Genomic DNA, 19,774 nt, shown 5'->3' with positions numbered 1-19,774 from the left:
TCAGCGACAGCGGTCGGGCATGGCTTGACGCTACATCCCGCCCTTGAGGATTACCTCGGCCAGGCGATCGTAGTCACCACCGAAATGGTGATCGCCCGGCAGCTTCACCTTCCTCACGCCGTCATTGGCCGGCAGGTCCGGGCACAGTGCATCCTCATCCTTTTCGCCGTATACGCACAGCGTTTTTTCCGCCGGCAGCCTGGCCACTTCCGGCGCGATCGGCAGACCGTCACCGCCGCCGCCCAGCCAGTTGCTGACGTGGAATTCGAAGTCGGCCTTCCTGCCCACCGACAGCAGCACGATACGGTCCAGCGCCGCGCGGGTATCGGCATCGAGCTGGTTGATGGTGGCCGGCAGCACGTCGGCGCCCTGCGAGAAGCCGATCAGCATCACCTTGTCGCGGTGCCACTGCTGGCGGTAGTGGTCGATGATCTTCTGCAGGTCACCGGCAAAGCCCTTCGGCGTGCGCTCGCTCCAGAAGTAGCGCAGCGAATCGATGCCGACCACCGCCACGCCATGCTCGTTGAGTGACGACGCCACGTTCTTGTCCAGGCCGGCCCAACCACCGTCGCCGGAAACGAACACGGCAAGCGTGTCGCCGTTGCCGGCGGCTGGCATCTCCACCACCGGCAGGCCCTTCAGCGCGGCCGGCGGCGGTGCCAGGCTGACGCCGGCCTGCGCGCCGATTACCCGCGCTGCGGCCACCAGGCCCGGCGAGGCATCACCGCGCGCGGTGCGCTTGAACTCACGCGCCATCGCGACCTGCTGCACGAACTGGCTGGCCTCCCCCACCTTGCAGCCGTGGTCACCGGCCGCACTCAACCACGGGAAGTTCAGCTCGGCAGGCTGAAGTTTGTTGTGCTTCACACCATCGCCGCAGACCATGCGCTGGTGGTTGTGGTCCGGACAGAAGCCGGTGGTCAGCACGCCGGCGAACACCTGGGTATCGGCCTGCGCTGCGAGCGAATAGGCCATCTCGGCACCTTCACCATCACCGCCGACCAGCGGCAGGTGGTAACCGGGCAGATGCAGCGAGGCCTGCAGCCAGCGCGAGAAGTTCTCGACGTCACCGGAACCGAACGAACAGGTCGGGTCACCCTCGCGCTTGAGCACCCCGCGCAGGTGCGCGATGTCCACGGCGGCAACCATGGCGCCGTCGGCACGCAGGGCCTCGATCGGCAGGCGGCTGGTGTCGCCACCGGCGGTGGGCTCATGGAACCAGATCACTACCCGCTGCGGCGTGCCGGCCGGCATGTGCACTGGAATCTGCTCGAACCGCCCATGGCTGAACTGTTGCACGTTGGCCGCCGCCATCGCCGGCAGCGCCGCCAGCGCCAGAACCACACCCATTGCCCAGCCCAGCCCTGCACGCTTCATATCGCATCCCCGATGGAATACGCACACGATACGCCGCCGCCGCGTGCACGGCACGTACCGGCGCAGGCCGTTGGGGATTCAGTGGGCCGTGGTACGCCGACCGCGCCGGTACAGTGCCAGCGCCAGGTACAGCAGCCAGCCCACGATCACCACGATCACGGCCTTCTGGCCCAGCCCGCGCGGCGGACCGGCGCGCCACAGCACATGCAGCCACAACAGTGCGAACGCCAGCCAGGCCCAACCCCAGAGCAGGCCGGCGGCGGACTGCCAGCCCGGTTCGCGGCGCAGATACCAGGCCTGCAGCAGCATGCCGACACTGGCGCACAGGAACGCGGTGTTGGCCGCCAGCCCGTGGATGAACGGCGCCAGCAGGGGGGTGGCTTCCGGCAGCCAGCTGTCACCGATGGCGACCGTCGCCAGCCCCAGTGCTGAGACGCTGAACAACAGCGGCGCCGCCGCACTGCGCCGCGGACCGATGCTGCCGCGATACAGCGCAATGCCAAGCACCGTGATGGCCAGCGCCAGCAGGCAATATGCCGCACGCAGCGCCAGCCCCCACGGCCCGTGCAGGTAAAGGCTGAGCGTGGCCCGCACCCAGTCCAGATCGGCACGTGCGAACTGCGTCCACAGCGCGGTGGCCACAAACAGCAGCAATGCCACCAGCGCCAGCGCTGCCGCCGGGCGCGTGCGGTTCATGGTGCGGTCTCAGGATGCCGCGCCTTCCATTCGGCCAGCGCCTTGCGATAGCGCTGCAGCTCGTCGGCATACAGGTCAAGTACGCACAAGGGGCAGCCACTGCCGCAGCATTCGTTGGGACCGGGCTCTTCCGGCGGCAGCGGGCGGGGATCGGGATCAGGGTCGGACACGGTTGGAGGCGACAGCCGATGGAAACAGGCCGCCAGTGTACCGGGGTGGCTCAGCGCGCCAGCTGACGGCGCAGGTTGTCGCGCGCGGCCGCATCCAGGCGCTGATGGAAGAAGTCACTGAGGAAAATCCGCGGTGCACGCAGCAGCCCCTGCAGGAATCGACGCCGGCCAGCACGGTACAGGAAGCCCGGCACAACGCCCCTGTATTCCTCGGCTACACCACGGTCATAGGCGGCGAACACCGGCTCCGGCGCGGCCAGGATCGCCATGTCGCAGTCAAGGAACAGCGCCGCCTCGGCATCCACATCGTCCCGGCCCAGCGCACCATGGCGGGCGGTCAACAGGATCAACTGCTCCACGCGGGCGGTGTCGACACCGGCAAGCTCCGGCGCCTGCGCGATCGCCTGCAGGGCGAGCGCTGCCGAGCGTGCCTCGTTGTCCTTGCGGCCGGCCTCGTAGATCGCGTCGTGGTAGAGCACGGCCAGATAGACCTCGGCCGGCTGCCGCCAGCCCGGGCCTTCGGCCACTTCCTGGCAGTGCTGCAGCACCGCGCGCACATGGCCGAAGTGATGGTAGGCGCGTGGCGGCGTTGCATAGCTGTCCTGCAGCGCCTGCCACTGCGCCGGAGCAAGCGTCAGCGGTGAGAAGTCCATGCCCCGATCATCCCGCCTGTGCCGGTGCCGGGCAAGCTGGTGGTTTTTTCACCACTCGCTCACAACGCTTGCCGGGCGGGGCCCACAGCCGGTTGTCCACAGCTTTGTCGAGCGCTGGTCCACATCGGTTGTGGATGAACACGGCGCCGACCAACGGTCGCTGCAGCCTGGCATCCATGGGAATACACTCGCCACAGGCGGGAGCGCCCGCCGCTGCCGGGAACCGTCATGTACCGTTCTGCCGCCCATTGCCTCTGCCTTTCGCTGCTGGCTTTCTGTGTTCCTGCCTTCGGCGCAGGCCAGGCACCGCCCGCCGATGTGGTGACGACCCCGACCGTCACCGTGTCGGCCGCACGTGTGCCGACCCCGGAAGAAGTATTCGCCATTCCCGCGGACCTGCGTGCGATGCTCCAGAAGCGGGTGATCCAGCGCAGCTACTCCCGCGACCAGCGGCTGCAGGCGCTTGTAGAGATGATCTTCGATCAGCACGGGCTGGACCTTCAGTACGACGCCGATGCGACCTACACCGTCAGCGATATCTGGCAGCACCGCCGCGCCAACTGCCTGGCCTTCACCCTGCTGTTCGTGACGCTTGCACGGGAGGCTGGTATCCAGGCCCGCGTGCAGGAAGTGGGGCAGGTGGTGTCCTGGTACCAGAACCAGGACGCGGGCGTGGTCTACAGCGTCGGCCACGTCAATGCCGGTGTCGACGTCGGCGGGCGTTTCGGTACCGTCGATCTGGATCGCAATGTGCTCTATGACCGCCGCGGGCCGGTTCCCGTGAGCCGTGCTCGGGCATTGGCGCACTTCTACAACAACCTGGGTGCGGAGCGCCTCGCCGACGGTGACTTCGGCGGCGCTCGTGCTTTCTTCGACGCTTCCCTGGCTCAGGACAGCGGGTTCGCTCCGGTGTGGAACAACCTCGGCGTGCTCGACCACCGTGAAGGCAACAACGAGGCGGCGCGGCAGGCGCTGGATCGGTCGCTGCAGCTGGACGGCCGCCAGGATGCTGCACTGACCAATGCCTCCGCGCTGTTCCGCAGCCTGGGACTGACCGCGCAGGCGCAGTCACTTGAGCGCCGTTTGAAGTCGGTGCAGCGCGAAGATCCGTTCGCGCAGTACATGTTCGGCGCCCGGGCCGAACGCGCCGGCCAGCTGGACCAGGCGATCCGCTATTACCGGCAGGCCGTGCGCCTGTATGACACCGCGCATCAGTTCCACTTCGGGCTGGCACGGGTCTATTTCCTGGCTGGCCAGCTCAAGCGCGCCGACCGCGAACTGCTGCGTGCACAGGAACTGGGGGGCGCGCCGGAGCAGGCGCGCTACCAGGCCAAGCTGGACAGCCTGGCCCGCTGGCGCGCGCAGCAGCAGGCCCGGCGCTGAAGGCGATCAGGCCTTCTTGAGGAAGCAGGTCTTCAGGACCAGGCCCTTGATCTTGTCCGAGTTGCCTTCGATGTGCTCGGCATCGTCCTCGACCAGGCGGATGTTGCGGATCACGGTGCCCTGCTTGAGCGGGATCGAGGAACCCTTGACCTTCAGGTCCTTGATCACGGTGACGGTGTCGCCGGCCTGCAGGGTGTTGCCGTTGCTGTCACGCACGACCAGGGTCGAACCGGCGCTTTCCTCGGCGGTCCATTCGAAACCGCAGTCGGCGCAGATCCATAGCGCACCATCGGCGTAGGTGTTTTCCAGGGTGCACTGCGGGCAGGCGGGGGCAGAAGACATCAGCAAGTACCTCAAAGTGAATCAACAGCCGCCATTGTAACGCCTGGCCCGGAGACCCATTTCCCTGGCCGGCATCCGGCCAGCGCCATGACCAGCGCCGGAACAGCACGCTCCTGGAACTTGCAGTCGGCCGCGAACTGCAGCAGAGTGCGCGGCCCCTGATCGCCCCCGGAACTCCCCATGCGCCTCGGCATCGACTTCGGTACCAGCAACTCCGCCGCCGCCATCGTGCATGAGGGGAAACTGCTGCCGATCCGTTTCGGCGACGCCGAGCAGTTCCGTACCAGCGTGTACTTCCCCGGCGTGGTGCCCGACCCGGACGACTTCCAGCTCGATGATGGCCAGGAACACCAGCTGCAGCAGATGATCGACAGCGCCGCACGCGCAGCCCGTGTCGCCGGCCAGGAACGCACGCCACAGGCACTGCGCCGCGAAGCCCTGCGCGCACTGCGGCGGGAATGGATGGAAGCCCGCACCGGCAAGGAGCGCAGCGCCAGCGACCTGCTGCAGAACGCGGTCTACGGCGACGACGCGCTGGAAGCCTATTTCGAGGAACACGAAGGCAACCTGGTGCAGAGCCCGAAGTCGATGCTGGGCTACAACCTGCACCCGCGCGCGAAGCAGACCATCACCGGCATCGCCGCGCACATCCTCGAACACATCCGCCTGACCGCCAGCGCCCAGCTCGGCCGCCCGCTGCGTGCCGCCCTGCTCGGCCGCCCGGTGCAGTTCCGCAGCTCGATCGGCGCGGCCGGCAACGACCAGGCGCTGGACATCCTGCGCGAAGCGGCCACCCAGGCCGGCTTCGACCGGATCGATTTCCTCGAGGAACCGGCCGCGGCGGCCATGCATTACCACGCCGAAAGCCGCGAACGTCACCAGGCGGTGATCGTCGACATCGGTGGCGGTACCACCGACATCGCGCATGCAGAAGTCGGCGGCGACGACGCCCCGCGCATCCACCGCGCCTGGGGTATCGCCCGCGGCGGTACCGACATCGACCTGGCGCTGAGCCTGTCCAGCTACATGCCGCTGTTCGGCCGCGGTATCACCCGCGTACCCGCCCACCACTACGTGGAAGCAGCGACAGTGCAGGACATGACGCGCCAGCGTGACTTCCGGCAGCACAAATACGATCACGTCGACGACCCGTGGGGCGCGCGCCTGCAGGCCCTGCAGGACACCGGCAATACCGCCCGCCTGTACCGCGATGTCGAACGCGCCAAGATCGCCCTCAGCGCCGCCAGCGAGCACCGCAGCACGCTGGACTACATCGCCCGCGACCTGCATGCCGACAGCAGCGCCGACGGCCTGGCCGCCGCCGCCCACGGCTACCTGGAGCAGATCCGTGAACTGCTGGCGCAGGTCCGCAGCGACATCGGCGGCGACCCGGATGCGGTATTCCTGACCGGCGGCATGTCCCGTGCCGGCTACCTGCGCCAGGCCGTGGCCGAGGCCTTCCCGGGTGCCCACATGGTCCATGGCGAGCCCTCGCTGGGCGTGGTCCAGGGCCTGGCATTGGCGGCAGCCAGCCAGGATTAACAAAACGTTACGCGGTCTAAGTTACTCTTGGTCGGCTAGAACTCCGCTGCACCTTCCACCGGCCACGCCGGTGTGTGTCCACGGTGCAGCCTGGCCCGCCCTGCGGGCCTAGCGGCCATGCCTTCCTGGCTCGATCATGGTCCGCGCAGCACCTGAGCCGCCATCGAGACCCGCTTTGGGCACCCGCCAGGCCCCTGTGGCCTTACAACCTGACGCAGCACCTGCACCCATCGACTGCCGCCGTTGTGACGCGGTCTGTTGCCGGCTGCCCGTGCTGCTGCAGCCCGGCGACCACGTGCCCGGCCAGTTCCTGTCACGCGACACCCACGGCCGTGCCGTGATGGCGCGCAACGAGGAAGGCTGGTGCGCGGCGATCGATCCCTATCACCTGCGCTGCACGATCTATTCGCAGCGCCCGGCGATCTGCCGCCAGTTTTCGATGGGCGGCGATGACTGCCGCCGCGAGCGGCAGGACTACCTGCGCCAGGCCGACGCCTGGGCGCTTTCCTCCCCTTCCACCTGACAGGAGCAACCATGCCCCGCAAGGCAAAGACCCCCGCGAAGGCCAGCAACAGCATCCGCAGCGAACGCAAGGGCGCGGCCGCCAGCACCGTGGTCAGCAGCGATTCGATCGCTTCGGACCTGGCAGCGTTCCGCAAGGCCGGTGGCAAGATCGAAGTCCTCGGCACCACCTGGGCGCTGAAGAAAGCCAGCTGACCCAGCACCGACCGCGGCGGCGCTGCCGCCGCGGCCTGCCGGACCGTGCTCAGCGATCCAGGCGAACCCGAACACTGCCCGAATGCGACTGGATGCGGATGTCACCGTCGCCGCCGCCCAGACGCGTATCGAGGTGGCTGCCCGGCCCATAGCGCGGTCGCTCCACCTGGCCGGCATCGCTGTTGATCGAGCCGCTGAAGCTGTTCACCGACAGCTGCGCCGACACCGCGCGCGGCAGGCTCAGCGTGACCGAGGCACTGACCGATTCGACATTGATCCGGCCACCGGGTGCCAGTCCGGCTGCTGCCAGATCGATGCTGCCCGAGACGGTCTCCACCGCCAGCCGCTGCACGCGGCCAGCGTCCACCTCGACCCGGCCCGACACCGTCTGCGCACCGATATCGCCAGAGACGCCGCCGCCGGCCTCGATCCGGCCGCTGACCGTGTTCACGTCCAGCTTGGGCGTCTGCAGGCGTGCGCTGACGCTGCCACTGACCGTGTTGAGCTTGCTGTCGCCACTGCGGCCAGCCGCGCTCAGGCTGCCGCTGACCGTGTCGGCCTGCAGTCGTCGCACATCGATGCCACTGATGTCCTGGCTGGCACTGACCGTGCTGAGCAGCAGTTCCACCGAACGCGGTACGTTCAGTACCAGTGTTGCGCCGCCGTTGTTGCTGCGGCGCGGGTACTCGATCTCCCAGCGCACACGGTTGGCGCTTTTTTCCTGACGCAGCTGCAGGCCATCGCTGAGCGTGCCGGTGAGCTGCACGTCATTGCGGTCCCAGCCACGCACGGTCACCTTGCCGGCCACGTTGCTCAGCTCGATGCGACCGCCCGCGGCCAGCGTATGGCGCTCGTCGATGCGGGTATCGGCCAGCGCCACGGCAGGGGCCAGCAGCAGCGCGACACAGCAGGAAATCAGGGTTCGGGTCATGGGGGTCTCCTCAGGTCGTCAAGCCGGACTCGGCGGCATAGGCCGCCTGCCGGGTCAGTTCCAGCCGCAGCGCATAGGTGCGCTTGAGCTGGCCAAGCAGGTGCGGCGCACGCGGGTCCTGCGCCAGGGCGGCACGGATCTGCGCCGCGCTTTCATCCAGTTCGTGCAGGGCCGGCTGCCATTCCGGCGCCCGTCCGTCGGGCAGCGAAGCGACGGCCTGCCGGTACTGCTCGGTCATCGCCGCCGCCTGAAGCTGCAGCGCTGAAGGTACCGGTACCTCTGGCTGCGCATGGCGCCACGGCGCCACGGCGTAGACCGCCAGGCTGGCCGCCAGGGCAGCGCCGACCGGCAGCCACCAGCGGCGCCGCGAGCGCGTTGGCAGGGCCACCACGTTGTCCGTTGGCGCAGGTGCTGCCTGCGGTTCACGCGGCGGCAGCTGGGCCGACAGGCGTGCCCAGCCATCGGTGGGGACATCGCGCTCGTTCGGCAGCCCGCGCAGCCGGGCCAGCAGGTCGTGAACGGAATCGTGTTCGTGTGTACTCATGTCATGTCTCCCAGCCGTGCGCGCAACAGGCCGCGCGCACGATGCAGCTGTGCCTTGGAACTGCCGACGGCCATCTGCAGCTGCTCGGCGATTTCCTGGTGTTTCCAGCCTTCGATGTCGTGCAGTACCAGTACCGCACGCGCCCGTGGCGGCAGTGTCGACAGCGCGCGCTCAAGATCGCGCTCGGTGCCGGCACAACGGTCATGCACCGCCAGTTCCTGCAGGCCTCCGTCGATATCATCGAGGCTGTCGTGGTCCTGCCCGGCAGCCCGGCCGCGCAACTCCATCAGCGCGGCGTTGACGCCCAGCCGATGCAGCCAGGTGGACAGGCTGCTCTCGAAACGGAACCCTGGCAGTGCTTTCCACGCCTGCAGGAAAGCCTCCTGCAGCGCATCCTCGGCACGTGCCTGCTGCCCGCCACACAACCGCCACAGGACAGCGAATACACGCGGCGCGTGACGCCGGTACAGCAGTTCGTAGGCAGCGGTGTCGCCCGCGGCCGCCGCCCGCACCAGGGCGGGTTCGTCGACGGCGTCATTGGCGGCAGGCGGCGCGGGCATGGTGGTGTCGAGCATATCGCTTGGATGCGGCGACCCGGGAAAAGGTTTAGAGCCGGTCGATGATCGATGGCATGCAACCTTTTGGATGGCGGCTGCATCCATGGAAGGTCCTTCGCGAGATTGCCGTCCGGGAGTCCTGCCATGTCCAGCCCATCCTGCGCCGCCCTGCTGGTGATCGCTGCCTGCGTCCTGCTGCAGGCGCTGGGCCTGTCACTGCAGCTGCGCCCCGACAACGGCCGCGCCTGCCTGCAGCAGCACCGCCAGGAGCTGGTGTGCCTGGCCTGGACCCCGGCGGTCGAATCCCCCGCACGCGCCGGGTAACATCGGGGGCCGTTATTGCCACCTGTCGTCACCCCCCATGATGTTGTCGCTGAAGGATCACCTGCCGGCCTGGACCTACCCTTGGCTCCACGACGCCGGAATCGCCGCGAAGATCCTGCTCACCCTGCTGGCCGCGTGGCTGCTGCGGGTGCTGGCACGGCGCTTGATCCGCCGCTTCGCCGAGCACTACACACTGCCGCCGGAGATGGCGATGGGCGCACGCCGGATCAGCAGTTTCGTGGTCTATTTCAGCGCAGTGCTATATATCCTCAGCCTGCTCGGCGCATCGCCGTCGGTACTGTGGACCGCGTTCACCGGCTTCGCGGCCGTGGGCGCAGTGGCCTTCTTCGCGGCGTGGAGCGTGCTGTCCAACATCTTCTGCACGCTGCTGATCTTCACCACCCGCCCGTTCCGCCTGCATGACTACATCGAGGTGCTGGAGAACGGCGAGAAGCCGGGCCTGAAGGGCCGGGTGATCGACGTCAACCTGATCTACACCACCCTGCAGGAGACCGGCGACGGCCACGAGGGCACGGTGCTGCAGCTGCCGAACAACCTGTTTTTCCAGCGCACGGTGCGCCGCTGGCGCGACCCGGCACAGGCACCGGGCGGCATCCAGGGCGACGGCTGAGGGTGGGGTTTTCGGCAGGGCTGCGCCCTGCACCTGCAGAGGCCGAAGCCGAAGCAAGATCAAGAGCGGCATTCCGTGGGATGGCGGGGCGGTGTGGGTGGTCAGGACACGCCGTAAACCCATCCATGGGGGCTCGATGGCGCCATCCATGGCGCCAACGGTCCTGCCCACCCACACCGCCCCACCTCTGACAGATTCCGCGCGCTGTTGGTGGGTGCCGACCGTTGGTCGGCACCCACCATCAGCAGCAGGTTCCAACAGATCGCGGAAATCTGTCGAAGGCGGGGTGGGTCCGGTTGAGGGGGTGTGAGCGCCATGGATGGCGCGACCAAGCCCCCATGGATGGGTTTACGGCGTCCCCCTCAACCGAACTCACCCCGCCAGCCCACGGAAAGCCAGCCTTTGATGTTGACGTTGCTTCTGCAGGTGCAGGGCGCAGCCCTGCAATAAAACACCCCTTTACCTCAGCTGGCTGTCCTTGCTGCCACGCCGGTTGTACCCGGCATGCGCCTGGTCTTCGTCATCCCGCGCCTGCTGGCACGCAACGCACAGCCGCACACCAGGCACAGCCTGGCGCCGCGCCAACGGAATCGGCGCGTCGCATTCCTCACAGTGTTCCAGACCGGGCCCCTCGCGCAGCTGGCGCCGCGCGCGGGCGATCGCATCGTCGACGGTGGCGTCGATCTGGTCCTGGACCGCGCCATCTCCCGCCCAACCGGTGGCCATGGCCATCCTCCGCAGGTGTGTCGCCTGATATGGGGACGATGCACTGCGCCGCAAACGGTAGCGCGGGGCCGTGCCCGGCGGGCGTAGCCGCCGGTTCAGCCGCGCCTTACCAGACCAGGTCGTCCGGCACCTGGAACTGCGCGTAGTAGGCGTCGTCCTCGGCGTTGCCGGTGGAGATCTCGGCGGTCGAGCCCGGCTGGCCGTGGTCGACGATGATCGCTTCCGGCGCGCGTTCACGCACCTTCTCGGCGGCGACTCGCGGCAGCAGGGCGTAGCCCTCGCCATGGGCGACGATGACCAGCACACCCACCGACAGCGCCTTGCGCAGCTTGGGGTCGATCAGCAGGGTGCGGATCGCCGCGCCATCACTGAAGCGGTACTCGTCATCGCCCTTGTGGGGCACGGCATGGGCCGTGATGATCTGCTTCGCCTGCGCCTTCTGTTCAGCCAGCTTGGCCTGGGCGTTGCGCTCGGCGGCCAGCGCGCGGTCGCGCTCGACCTTCTCGGCGCGGGCCCGTTCAGCCTCGCGCTGCACGTCGGCCGAGGTCGATTCGGCCTTGCCCTGCCGGGCCTTGGCCTGCGCGCTCGCGGCAGCGCTGGCCTGCGACTTCTTGGCCAGGCCGGCCTTGAGCAATTGTTCCTGCAACGCGTTGGGCTTTGCCATGGTCGGTGCGTACCGCGTGTAATCTTGGATGCCCCATTCTACCGACGCCCCGCCGCCCCTGCATGGCAGTCCTGAAGTACCTCACCGGCTATCCCGAACCCTTGGTCGCCCAGGTCAGCGAACTGCTGGCGCAGGGCAAGCTCGGCCCCTGGCTGCAGCAGCGCTACCCCGACCCGCACGAGGTGCGCAGCGACCGCCAGCTGTACGACTACACGCAGGAGCTGAAGGACCGCTACCTGCGCAAGTCGGTGCCGCTCAACAAGGTCTGCTACGACAACACGCTGGAAGTGATCAAGCACGCCCTGGGCACCCATACCGCCATTTCCCGCGTGCACGGCGGCCGCCTCAAGGCCAGCCGCGAGATCCGCATCGCCACCGTGTTCCGCCAGGCACCGGCGGCCTTCCTGCGCATGATCGTGGTGCACGAACTGGCCCACCTGAAGGAAGCCGACCACAACAAGGCCTTCTACCAGCTGTGCCAGCACATGGAGCCGGATTACCTGCAGCTGGAGTTCGATACCCGCCTGTACCTGACCGAGCTGGCCAACCGCGGCCAGCGCTGACCGGCCGCAGCGGCTACACTGCGCGCCCCCTGCCTGACCTTTCCGCCATGGAACCGATCCGTCTCGACAAACGCCTGTCCGCCCTGCTCGGCATCCCGCGCGGCGAAGCGCGACGTTACATCGAAGGCGGCTGGGTCACGGTCAATGGCGAGGTGGTGGAACAGCCGCAGCGCCCGGTCGATGACAGCGCCGAGATTGTCGTGGCCGAGCAGGCCAGCGATGAAAAGGCCGAGCGGGTCAGCATGCTGCTGCACAAGCCGGCCGGCGTTGCCGCCGAGACCCTGTGTGCGCTGGTCAGCAGTGACAGCCGCAGCGAACTCGATGCCAGCGACATCCGCCCGCTGCAGCGGCATTTCCACGGCCTGCAGCTGGCCGCATCGCTGCCTGCGGCCGATAGCGGGCTGGTCGTGGTCAGCCAGGATCCGGCCACGTTGGCGCATCTGCAGCGCAATCTGGGCCGCACTGAGCAGGAATACCTGATCGAAGTGGCCGAGGGCGGCCCAGAGCGCGGGCCTTGGTTGATGGCGCGCTTGCAGCAGGAGGCCGGCGGCGGCAAGGTCAGCTGGCAGAGCGAACAGCGGCTGCGGTTCGCCGGCAAGGGGCTCACCGCCAAGGGCCTGCGTGCAGCGGTGACAACCGCCGGGCTGCAGGTGACAGCGGTGCGCCGTCTGCGCATTGGCCGCGTGGCGCTGGGGCCGCTGCCGCCGGGCCAGTGGCGCTACCTGGGCAGCGACGAGCGGTTCTGAGGCCCATCCACGCAGGGTGTGATATTGCCTGGAGCAGCCATCCACGCATGTATGGATCTACTGCAATGGGTCGGCTGGCTTTCATCCGCGCATGGCGTGGATCTACCATCGGGGCATGAGCCTGCCCAAGCCCCTGTGGCGACGCCTGCTGCGCATCGCTGCAATCCTCCTCGCCGCGCTGTTGCTGCTGGTCCTGTCCGGGCTGCTGCTGGCCGACCATCTCACGCCACAGGCGCAGGGCGCGCCCTCGCAGGTACTGCCACTGCAGCCGGCGCAGACCCGTATCGACCAGGAAATCGTGCCGCTGCAGGACGCCCACCCCGGGCAGTCCGGCGTGGCGTTCCTCAGTGATGGCATGGATGCCTTCGCCGCACGCGCGATGATCACCACGCACGCAGGCCGCAGCCTGGACCTGCAGTACTACATCTGGCACGACGACCTGATCGGCCACCTGATGGCCAAGGCGCTGTATGACGCCGCCGAGCGCGGCGTGCGCGTGCGCATCCTGCTCGATGACATGAATGCCAAGGACAAGGACGCGCTGATGATGGCGCTCGATGCGCATCCGAACATCGAGATCCGCTTGTACAACCCCTTCCGCAACCGCACTGGCATCCTGCGCATGGTGGAGATGGTGCAACGCTTCTTCAGCGTGAACCATCGCATGCACAACAAGAGCTGGATTGCCGACGGCCGGGTCGCGATCGTCGGTGGCCGCAACATCGGCGAGGAGTACTTCAGCGCACGCAACGATGTGAATTTCCAGGACCTGGATCTGCTGGTCGCCGGCCCCGCCGTGGAGCAGGCCAACCGTATCTTCGACGACTACTGGAACAGCGAAGCTGCCATTCCGGTATCGGCGCTTGCCTTCCATACCGATGCGCAGCTGCGCCTGCTGGTCCGCGAATCGGATCATGAGGCGCAGCGGGACGTGGCCCGGCCCTACCTTGCGCGCGTGGCCGAATCGCGCAAGCGGCAGCGACCGAGCCCCGAGCCGCTGCACTGGAGCGGTGCAGTGCGCATCGTGTCAGACCCGCCGATGAAGCACCGCAAGGACGATCGCGCTGCCTGGCTGGTGTCGACCCTCATCAGCGAGCTGCAGGCCGCCAGGCACAAGGCCCTGTTGATCTCGCCCTACTTCGTTCCCGGCAACGAGGGCCTGGATGGCTTTTCGGCCATGGCCGGGCGGGGCGTGCAGGTCGGCGTGGTCACCAACTCACTGGCCGCCAATGACGTCGCCGCCGTACACGGTGGCTACATGGGCTACCGCGTGCCGTTGCTCGAAGCCGGCGTCCACCTTTACGAACTGAAGGCACAAGGGCAGTCCGGCGATGCCGGCGTGTTCGGCAGCAGCGGCGCGAGTCTGCATACCAAGGCGTTCCTGGTCGACGACTGCCGCGGTTTTGTTGGTTCGTTCAACCTCGACCCGCGCTCGGCCTATCTGAACACCGAGATGGGCGTGCTGTTCGACGATCCGGTGCTGGGCGCACAGCTGCGGGACGAGTACCTGCGCTTGGCTGATCCCAGGCACAGCTGGTGGCTGGCGCTGGACGATCGTCGTCGGTTGCGCTGGCTGGAGCGCGAGCCACCACCGCACTGGGTGGAGGCCGAGCCAGGGGCAACGGCGCGCAAGCGCTGGATGTCGCGAGTGATCAGCTGGCTGCCGGTGGAATCGCAACTGTAGCGCTCAGATCGCTGGATTGGCCTCGTCCTGTCCGGCCTCATCCAGCGTTTCCACGCTGCGCCCATGAAGGCGCCGCCAGATCCAGCGCAATGCAAGCGGCGGTGCCGCAGGCAACTGCTCCAGCAGGGCCAGCATGCGGCTCTGGCTGGCATGCCCATGCCGGCACAACAGGCTGGCCGCTGCGGCCGCGCTGGCCAGGCGCAGGCTGTCGGCCAGCGGGCCCTCGGCCTCCGGCAACAGCGCCTGGTGCACCGGCTCGGGCAGCTCCCAGGCAGCCGCCACCCGTTGCGCCAGCGGCAACGACCACTGCTGAAGCAGCTGCAGGGCCAGCGCCGGCTCCACGGTTTCACCGCGTGCCTGGGCTTCCTGCAGCAGCTGGCGCATCACCAGCGCAGACCCCAGGCCCTGCACCAGGCCCAGCCACTGCGCGGCGAAGGCATCACCGAAGGTGACCGTGCGTGCGTGGTCTGCAGCCGCGCGCGAGGCCAGCAGTGCGTGCTCCCAGATGATCGTGCTGAACTGCGGAAACACCTCGCACTGCACCTGCATCACCGGCTGCACCAGCACTGCGCTGATGATCTGGCGCACCCCCTCGGTGCCGACGAGGGTCACCGCACGCTGCAGGCTTTCCACCGGGCGCTCGTGCACCTTGTACGCCGGGCTGTTGGCGATGCGCAGCAGGTTGCCGGTCAGCACCGGGTCCTGGCCGATGATCGCGGCCATCACCCGCGCGGAGGCGGCATCGTCGTTGACGGTCTGGATCAGCTGCGGCAGCAGTTGCGGGCGACGCGGCAGCTGCCGGGTGGCCCAGTCGCGGTCCTGCAGCGCACGTGCCACCGCGTCCCCCAACGCCGGATCCTGTACCGGCGTCGGCTCACCGGCCAGTCTTGGGTACAGCGCCAACGCGTGCAGGCCGCGTTGCAGATGTGCAGCGATCTCCGCAGACGGCAGAGCTTCACCCTGCAGGCTCGCAGCCGCTGCCGCCACTGCCTGTCGCGATACAGCCGCCAAGCGGGACGGCGCGGCCCCGGTCGAGCGCGCCAGCCAGCCGCGCAGCGATCGCCACCAGGCCGCCGTCATCGCCGCCCGCCCTGTCGTTGTGGTGCCCGTGCCGTCACTGACTGCCCTGCCTCTTCACACGAATCCGGCCACCCGCCGTCGTCGCAGCATCGGCCGCACTTTCATCTTCTTTAACCGGAAGGCCGCCGATGTCGACGGCAGCGGCCGGGGGAATGGACTAGAATGGCGCCGCGCGACCCGTCTCCCTGCACCGACGACGTCGCTTTTTTTGTTTTTGGGACCCTACCGTTCACTGGCCGTTCGCTGCAGTTCGCCGCTGTTCGCGCCATCGGAGACGCCATGCTATTCGAAACCCTCGCCACCACCGGCCACGAACAGGTGGTGTTCTGCCACAACCACGATGCCGGCCTGCAGGCGATCATCGCCATCCACAACACCACCCTGGGCCCGGCCCTGGGCGGCGTGCGCATGCGCCCCTATGCCAGCACCGACGAGGCGCTGGCCGACGTGCTGCGGCTGAGCCGGACGATGACCTACAAGAATGCGCTGGCCGGCCTCAACGTGGGCGGCGGCAAGGCGGTGATCATCGGCGACCCGAAGGTGGACAAGACCGAGGTGCTGTTCCGCGCCTTCGGCCGTTATGTCGACTCGCTGGGTGGGCGCTACATCACCGCCGAAGACGTGGGCACCGACGTCAACGACATGGAGAACATCTACCTGGAGAGCCAGTTCGTGACCGGCGTGCATCAGGTCCATGGCGGCTCCGGCGATCCCGCCCCGTTCACCGCCTACGGTGCGCTGCAGGCACTGATGGCATCGATGCGCTTCAAGTTCGGCCATGAGGAAGTGGGCAAGACCAGCATCGCCGTGCAGGGCCTGGGCCACATCGGCATGGAACTGGTGAAGCTGCTGCGCGACCGCGGCGCCAAGCTCTACGTCACCGACCTGGACAGCGCGCTGGTTGATCGCGCGGTCAGCGATTTCGGCGCCGAAGCGGTCAAGCCGGACGAGATCCACGAGGTAAACGCCGACGTGTTCGCACCGTGCGCGCTGGAAGGCGCGATCAACGCCGACACCCTGCCGCGGATCAAGGCGAAGATCATCTGTGGCACCGCCAACAACCAGCTGTCGAGCCTGGATATCGGCGACGAACTGCATGCGCGCGGCATCCTGTATGCGCCGGACTATGCGGTCAACGCCGGTGGCGTGATGAACGTGTCGCTGGAGATCGATGGCTACAACCGCGAACGCGCGATGCGCCTGATCCGCAGCATCTACCACAACCTCACCCGCATCTTCGAACTGTCGCAGCGCGAGAACATCGCGCCGCAGCGTGCCGCCGACCGCATCGCCGAAAGCCGCATCCTGTCGATCGGCAAGCTGAAGATGCCGCTGGGCCGCAGCACCCCGCGCCTGGGCAATCTGCGCGGCGGCTGAGGCTGCCGATGTCGCGCCGGGGCTGACGTCCCGGCGCGACCGCCCACTCAGAACCCGGTGCTGTAGCGCAACGCCGCCTGGCGCGCGCCCTCGCCGCCCACGCGCTGGTCGAAGCCCAGGCTCAGGCGGCCAGTGCGGCCCCACCACGATTCCAGCGCCACGCCGATCAGCGCACTGCCGTGCGGCGCGTTCCAGCCCGCCAGCGGCGCCCAGGCATCGACCCCGACGAAGCTGGCCTGCCAGTCCGCATCCGCACCATCAAGTCGTTGCTGCCATTCGGCATGCCCACGCAGCGTCCAACGCCCCCAGCCACGCTCGCCGCGGATACCGGCCAGCATCTGGCTGCGCTGCACGCGATTGGCTTCACCCCGCAGGCCGAAGCCGAAACCGCCCAGCTCATTGAAGGCATCGGTATCCACACGCGTGGTGCTGGCGCCCAGATACGGCGTCAACGACGCCCCGGCGCGACCGAAGCGATAGCCGCCTTCGACGCTGGCACTGCTGAAGCGGCCGCCGTAGCGCGCAGACACGCCGTACGCGCCGGCGCCCAGCAGCAGCTGGCGGTCCAACGCGCGGGTGAACTGGCCACTTCCGACCTGGGCCAGTGCGTAGCCACGCCCCAGGTTCCAGCCGGCATACAGCTGCGCCTGCGCCTGGCGATCACGTCCGCGGTCACCACCGAAGCTGCTGCCACCGTTGCTGCGGGTCTCGCCAAAGGCCACACCCATCAGGCCGTTGCTGCCCAACGGAAGGTCCTGGCCCGCCATCCAGCCACGGCTCTCGGCAGCGTTGCCGGCAAAGCTGCCCTGACCGGCCTCGCCCAGCGCGCTCTGCCAGCTCCCGCGCAGGCGCGGTGCGGCCTGTACACGATCGAAGCGCTCGGCAATCGCACGCCGCGACATGTCGATGCTGTCGAAGGTGGCCGCTTCAGCACGCGCGTGCGCTTGACCGGACAGGCTCTGCAGGCTGGCGGCCAGACCGTCATTGCCACCGCCGGTCCATTGCAGGGCGCCGGCCGCTGCACCAAAGGCCGATCCCTGCAGGCCTGCGTTTTTGTCGAGCGCTGCGAATGCACCCTCCAGACGCTGCGCAGCGGCCTGCGCGGACGCCCCCAGGCCGCTGGCCGCGGCGGTGACGCTGACCTGGGTCAGGTTCAACCAGGCGTTGTTGCTGTCGTAGCCATAGCTGCTCTGCAGCAGCGACAGGCCCTGCAGGCCACTGGAGGTAGCCGGCGTACTGAAAGTGCCACTGAGTCCGCCTGCCGCATGGATCAGGTCCTGTCGGCTGCCGTTCTGTGGCACGTAGCCGGAAACGAAGCCGTGCACGCGCACACCGCCGTCAATCGCAGCATTTCCGGTGACCTGCAGCGCATTGGCGCCGAGCGCGATCATCAGCTGGCCACCGGCCTGCTGGACGTAGTTGCCCTCGATCGTGCCTGTGGTGTTGCCACTGGTGAGGAATACGCTGCTGCCGTTGACCACATTGCCGATCACGCGGGGCGTGCCACCGTTGAACTGCAGGCCGGTCGAATCCGGATCGGGCTGGCCGAGGATGGTCACGTTGGAACGGATCACACCACCGTTCTGCAGCGACAGGATGCCGCGTTCGATGCGGGTGGCACCGGTGTAGCTGTTGTTGCCGGCCAGCACCAGGGTGCCCCCGCCCTGCTTGACCAGGCCGCCGCTGCCGACGATATCGTTGCGCCACGCCGAGCCGGTCGAGGCCAGATCCACGTTGGCGACCACGTCACCCCAGTCGAAGCGCCCCGGACCGTTGATCGCACGACCGATGTCGAGCAGGCCATAGCCGAACACCGGATCCACACCCGGGGCGCCGATGTCCTTGGCGGTGCCCAGCAGGGTCTGCCGGACCAGATCGTTGCCGAAGTACGGGAAGCGCTGCCAGACCAGGGCCGCCGCACCCGAAACCAGTGGCGCAGCGAAAGACGTGCCGTAGTTCCAGTAGTAGCTGCCACCATTGGCATCCGGGTAGACCGCGCTGCCCGGCGCCGCCAGGCAGTAGCGGGCCGCCTGCCCGCAGGCATTGGCATAGCCGGCCAGTGCGCCGGGCGTATACGGATCCACCGCCGTGGCCACCAGCCAGCCACGCTCCAGATCGGCTGCAGGCAGTGAACCGGCCACGCCCTTCTGGCTGGGCAACGCAGCCAGGCTGCTCGGCTCGCTGCGCCCATCATTGCCGGCGGCGAACACCACCAGGCCACCGTGATTGATCACGAACGGCCGGTATTCGGCAGCCACCTGCGCGGTGGTCGGCAGGTCGGTCCAGTACAGGCCGCCCCACGAGTTGTTCATCACCTTCACGTTGTAGTTGATCAGGTCCTGGTGGACCTGGGCCACGCCCAGCGGGCCGCTGAAGGCATTGCCGCGACCACTGCCGTCATCGGTCGGCGGCTTGTCGGAAATGATCCGTGCCGACACGATCTGCGCGCCCGGTGCGATGCCGCCCGGCCAGGACCCTACTGCCGCACCGGCGGCAAGGCTGGCGACGGCCGTGCCATGCCCGACCACGTCGTCGACACCCAGGTTGTTTTTGGCCGGGTCGATGTAATTCAGGTTGGCGACCACCCGCCCGTTCAAGGCCACCGCATTGCGCTGCACGCCCGAATCGACGATGCCGATGCGTACGCCCTGCCCGGTCAGGCCGGCAGCCTGTGCGGCACGCGCGTTGGTGACTGACAGATGCGCATCGAAGGCCGGCTCCTGCGGCTTGGCCGGCGGCGGCGTGGTGGGAGGCGGCGTGGTCGGTGGCACAGGCGTGGTCGGCGGCGGATCGACACGCACATTGCTGCCGCCCCCGCCTCCGCCGCCGCAGGCGGTCAGCGCCACGGCCAGCGCGGTTCCCAGGGCAGACCTCACCATCATCGTGCGTTCCATCGATTCCTTCCCATGTACGTTGTCCTGCCTTCATCCCGGCAGGCGTGCGGCCGCGCTCAGCGGCGGCCCTCCCCGACCCTCTATACTTGGGCCGACCCCCACGCAGTCTGCCGGGAAACCCGGGCACATCCAACGGCCCCCGGTCTCCTTTCCGAACATTGCTTACGCATCAA

The 19,774-nt window shown here is 68.0% G+C and carries 22 protein-coding genes; 10 read left to right on the top strand and 12 right to left on the bottom strand.

The genetic code is table 11. The features are described 5' to 3' along the window. Positions 1-30 precede the first annotated feature (30 nt). From HLA98_RS20040 to HLA98_RS20025, 4 genes are all read right to left on the bottom strand, one after another. Positions 31-1,377 carry a virulence factor family protein gene (locus HLA98_RS20040; RefSeq protein ID WP_057500361.1) on the bottom strand — a complete coding sequence of 449 codons (1,347 nt, stop codon included), beginning with the start codon at positions 1,375-1,377 and terminating at the stop codon, positions 31-33. A 78-nt stretch (positions 1,378-1,455) separates the two neighbouring features. Further along, positions 1,456-2,073 (bottom strand): DUF998 domain-containing protein, encoded by a 618-nt coding sequence (locus tag HLA98_RS20035; RefSeq protein ID WP_049443906.1) that lies wholly within the window; start codon positions 2,071-2,073, stop codon positions 1,456-1,458. After that, positions 2,070-2,243, bottom strand: coding sequence for an oxidoreductase-like domain-containing protein (locus tag HLA98_RS20030; RefSeq protein WP_057500360.1), 174 nt, complete (start codon positions 2,241-2,243; stop codon positions 2,070-2,072). The genes HLA98_RS20035 and HLA98_RS20030 overlap by 4 nt, the downstream gene beginning before the upstream one ends. A 50-nt stretch (positions 2,244-2,293) precedes the next feature. Beyond that, positions 2,294-2,896 (bottom strand): HD domain-containing protein, encoded by a 603-nt coding sequence (locus HLA98_RS20025; RefSeq protein WP_057500359.1) that lies wholly within the window; start codon positions 2,894-2,896, stop codon positions 2,294-2,296. A 228-nt stretch (positions 2,897-3,124) separates the two neighbouring features. Here HLA98_RS20025 and HLA98_RS20020 point away from each other — a divergent pair, with 228 nt between their 5' ends. Then, positions 3,125-4,279: a tetratricopeptide repeat protein gene (locus HLA98_RS20020; protein ID WP_057500358.1), complete on the top strand. Its 1,155-nt coding sequence runs from the start codon at positions 3,125-3,127 to the stop codon at positions 4,277-4,279. Positions 4,280-4,285: 6 nt separating this feature from the next. Here HLA98_RS20020 and HLA98_RS20015 read toward each other — a convergent pair whose 3' ends face one another. After that, positions 4,286-4,621: a zinc ribbon domain-containing protein YjdM gene (locus HLA98_RS20015; RefSeq protein WP_010482882.1), complete on the bottom strand. Its 336-nt coding sequence runs from the start codon at positions 4,619-4,621 to the stop codon at positions 4,286-4,288. A 180-nt stretch (positions 4,622-4,801) separates the two neighbouring features. Here HLA98_RS20015 and HLA98_RS20010 point away from each other — a divergent pair, with 180 nt between their 5' ends. The 3 genes from HLA98_RS20010 to HLA98_RS20000 all read left to right on the top strand — a co-directional run bounded on the left by HLA98_RS20010 (position 4,802) and on the right by HLA98_RS20000 (position 6,880). Further along, the gene (locus HLA98_RS20010) at positions 4,802-6,163 is read left to right on the top strand and encodes an Hsp70 family protein (protein ID WP_057500357.1); all 1,362 of its coding nucleotides are present in this window, start codon (positions 4,802-4,804) and stop codon (positions 6,161-6,163) included. Positions 6,164-6,392: 229 nt separating this feature from the next. Continuing rightward, positions 6,393-6,686, top strand: coding sequence for a YkgJ family cysteine cluster protein (locus tag HLA98_RS20005; protein WP_053462562.1), 294 nt, complete (start codon positions 6,393-6,395; stop codon positions 6,684-6,686). An 11-nt stretch (positions 6,687-6,697) separates the two neighbouring features. Further along, the gene (locus HLA98_RS20000) at positions 6,698-6,880 is read left to right on the top strand and encodes a hypothetical protein (protein WP_005410566.1); all 183 of its coding nucleotides are present in this window, start codon (positions 6,698-6,700) and stop codon (positions 6,878-6,880) included. A 49-nt stretch (positions 6,881-6,929) separates the two neighbouring features. Here the strand turns inward: HLA98_RS20000 and HLA98_RS19995 are convergent, their stop codons facing one another. From HLA98_RS19995 to HLA98_RS19985, 3 genes are read right to left on the bottom strand one after another with little or no spacing between them, the layout of a single operon-like run. Then, positions 6,930-7,811 (bottom strand): DUF4097 family beta strand repeat-containing protein, encoded by an 882-nt coding sequence (locus HLA98_RS19995; RefSeq protein ID WP_049443897.1) that lies wholly within the window; start codon positions 7,809-7,811, stop codon positions 6,930-6,932. A 10-nt stretch (positions 7,812-7,821) separates the two neighbouring features. After that, on the bottom strand, positions 7,822-8,355 hold the full coding sequence (locus HLA98_RS19990) for a hypothetical protein (protein WP_057500356.1): 534 nt from the start codon (positions 8,353-8,355) through the stop codon (positions 7,822-7,824). Beyond that, positions 8,352-8,930, bottom strand: a complete 579-nt coding sequence (locus HLA98_RS19985) for an RNA polymerase sigma factor (protein WP_057500355.1) — start codon at positions 8,928-8,930, stop codon at positions 8,352-8,354. Before HLA98_RS19985 ends, HLA98_RS19990 begins: the two co-directional genes overlap by 4 nt. Positions 8,931-9,056: 126 nt before the next feature. Here HLA98_RS19985 and HLA98_RS19980 point away from each other — a divergent pair, with 126 nt between their 5' ends. Together HLA98_RS19980 and HLA98_RS19975 are read left to right on the top strand one after the other, a co-directional pair. Next, positions 9,057-9,236: a hypothetical protein gene (locus tag HLA98_RS19980; protein ID WP_005410570.1), complete on the top strand. Its 180-nt coding sequence runs from the start codon at positions 9,057-9,059 to the stop codon at positions 9,234-9,236. A 37-nt stretch (positions 9,237-9,273) separates the two neighbouring features. Then, positions 9,274-9,867 (top strand): mechanosensitive ion channel domain-containing protein, encoded by a 594-nt coding sequence (locus tag HLA98_RS19975; protein ID WP_080354789.1) that lies wholly within the window; start codon positions 9,274-9,276, stop codon positions 9,865-9,867. 459 nt (positions 9,868-10,326) lie between these two features. Here HLA98_RS19975 and HLA98_RS19970 read toward each other — a convergent pair whose 3' ends face one another. Together HLA98_RS19970 and HLA98_RS19965 are read right to left on the bottom strand one after the other, a co-directional pair. Continuing rightward, a complete protein-coding gene (locus HLA98_RS19970; RefSeq protein ID WP_014647974.1) occupies positions 10,327-10,593 on the bottom strand; it encodes a DksA/TraR family C4-type zinc finger protein in 267 nt (88 codons plus the stop codon). Positions 10,594-10,699: 106 nt separating this feature from the next. Continuing rightward, positions 10,700-11,257, bottom strand: coding sequence for a DUF2058 domain-containing protein (locus HLA98_RS19965; RefSeq protein WP_049443888.1), 558 nt, complete (start codon positions 11,255-11,257; stop codon positions 10,700-10,702). Between the two features lie 62 nt (positions 11,258-11,319). On the opposite strand from HLA98_RS19965, the gene HLA98_RS19960 reads away from it, so the two are divergent. The 3 genes from HLA98_RS19960 (at position 11,320) to HLA98_RS19950 (ending at position 14,250) form a co-directional block, all read left to right on the top strand. Continuing rightward, on the top strand, positions 11,320-11,820 hold the full coding sequence (locus HLA98_RS19960; protein WP_043035443.1) for a M48 metallopeptidase family protein: 501 nt from the start codon (positions 11,320-11,322) through the stop codon (positions 11,818-11,820). Between the two features lie 47 nt (positions 11,821-11,867). Continuing rightward, positions 11,868-12,566, top strand: a complete 699-nt coding sequence (locus HLA98_RS19955; protein WP_057499283.1) for an RNA pseudouridine synthase — start codon at positions 11,868-11,870, stop codon at positions 12,564-12,566. A 91-nt stretch (positions 12,567-12,657) separates the two neighbouring features. Further along, positions 12,658-14,250: a phospholipase D family protein gene (locus tag HLA98_RS19950; protein WP_057499282.1), complete on the top strand. Its 1,593-nt coding sequence runs from the start codon at positions 12,658-12,660 to the stop codon at positions 14,248-14,250. A gap of 3 nt (positions 14,251-14,253) precedes the next feature. Here the strand turns inward: HLA98_RS19950 and HLA98_RS19945 are convergent, their stop codons facing one another. After that, positions 14,254-15,330, bottom strand: coding sequence for an HDOD domain-containing protein (locus HLA98_RS19945; protein ID WP_057499281.1), 1,077 nt, complete (start codon positions 15,328-15,330; stop codon positions 14,254-14,256). A 279-nt stretch (positions 15,331-15,609) separates the two neighbouring features. Here HLA98_RS19945 and HLA98_RS19940 point away from each other — a divergent pair, with 279 nt between their 5' ends. Continuing rightward, positions 15,610-16,707, top strand: coding sequence for a Glu/Leu/Phe/Val dehydrogenase dimerization domain-containing protein (locus tag HLA98_RS19940; RefSeq protein ID WP_057499280.1), 1,098 nt, complete (start codon positions 15,610-15,612; stop codon positions 16,705-16,707). A gap of 47 nt (positions 16,708-16,754) precedes the next feature. Here HLA98_RS19940 and HLA98_RS19935 read toward each other — a convergent pair whose 3' ends face one another. Beyond that, a complete protein-coding gene (locus HLA98_RS19935; RefSeq protein ID WP_057499279.1) occupies positions 16,755-19,601 on the bottom strand; it encodes an autotransporter serine protease in 2,847 nt (948 codons plus the stop codon). Positions 19,602-19,774: the final 173 nt, after the last annotated feature.

Source organism: Stenotrophomonas africana, assembly GCF_013004645.1.
In the GTDB taxonomy this organism is placed as follows: domain Bacteria; phylum Pseudomonadota; class Gammaproteobacteria; order Xanthomonadales; family Xanthomonadaceae; genus Stenotrophomonas; species Stenotrophomonas africana.
Note: the sequence above shows the minus strand (reverse complement) of the source record. Positions and strands in the feature narration are given on the sequence as shown.